Raw genomic sequence first — 1,165 nt, forward strand, 5'->3', positions numbered from 1 at the left:
GAATACGGGCATTACCGCGCGTATAGGCCACCCCGGCTCGCAAACTGTCGCTGGCGCCTTGCAGATGAATCAGATTGCCGCCCAGTTGCACTGCGCTGTAATCAAGATCGAAATCGTAGCCGTTTTGACTCAGGCTGCGATCCGTCTTGTAAGTGAGATTGGAACCCAGATAACGGATAAACATCTCACCGCCATTGCCCGCGCTGCTGCCTGAATCCTGACGTAGCTCTCCCAGTCGCTTATGCAGATCATCCATCACCGCCATGTTGTAGTAGGCCAGCCCGACCGGCGCAGAAATATAAGATGGCATCTGAGGCGTAAGTTGTGGACGCACCGCATTGCCTGCTGCATCGCTGACAAAGTTACTCGCGAGACGAAAATCCTGACCGGTTCCGTTTGAACTGCTGTAAAGGCCATATTGATAAGGACCCGCGGCGACATAGCCCTTTGCCAGCGCGAAGCTGTTAGCACTGGCATTGCCGGTTACCTGCGCCAGTGCAATGCCCTGTTCAGGCGTCATCACCGCCAGACGGTTCCCCGTCGGGTTAACATCCAGCAGAGTGGTGCCGCTGGTATTGCCATTCACACGCACACTGTCACTGACGCCTGTATCAATTTGCGTATTGAGCTTCACGCGTCCGCCAGCTGAATTGAGATCGCCATCGATGGTTAGCGTGTTGCCCGGAACACCATTGCCATTAGTCAGATCCAGCGTACCGGCATTATTCACCACCAGCGAACCGTCGGTGGCGCCACTCAGCAGTGGATTGACGCCGTTGCCCGCATACAACGTTGAGCCTTCGCCGATATTAATGGTGCTGTGCGCCAGTTTCAGATTATCGGTCAACGTCCATTGAGTGTTATCGAAGTTGATGGTGCTCCAGCCACCGCCAAGGTTGGTGCCTTTGCTCAGGTCATCGGCGCTAAATGACCCGCCGCGCGCATTGATGTCATTAAAATAGAGCGTGCTGCCTGCGCCATTCTGCGTGGTGATGTGCCGGGTATTGGCCAGATCAACCTTCTCCACCAGCGCCTGGTTAGTGCCGCTCCCCATTGAGCTCGGTAGAGCGTAGTGTAGGGAAAGCGTGTACGTCCTGGTGTATAATTCGGTGGTCGAGTGCGCATCACGATATCTAGTGCAGGAGCAGCAGTCATACTAGTACTG

Annotated in this window: 1 protein-coding gene; it reads right to left on the reverse strand. The window is 55.1% G+C overall.

Annotated features, from left to right (window positions below):
- The coding region (locus tag H7A81_RS27330; protein ID WP_182059345.1) for an autotransporter outer membrane beta-barrel domain-containing protein at nucleotides 1-1,054 on the reverse strand (1,054 nt) is incomplete at its 3' end.
- Between the last annotated feature and the right edge of the window lie 111 nt (nucleotides 1,055-1,165).

It is taken from the genome of Pantoea sp. ME81 (assembly GCF_903970985.1).
GTDB lineage: Bacteria > Pseudomonadota > Gammaproteobacteria > Enterobacterales > Enterobacteriaceae > Pantoea > Pantoea communis.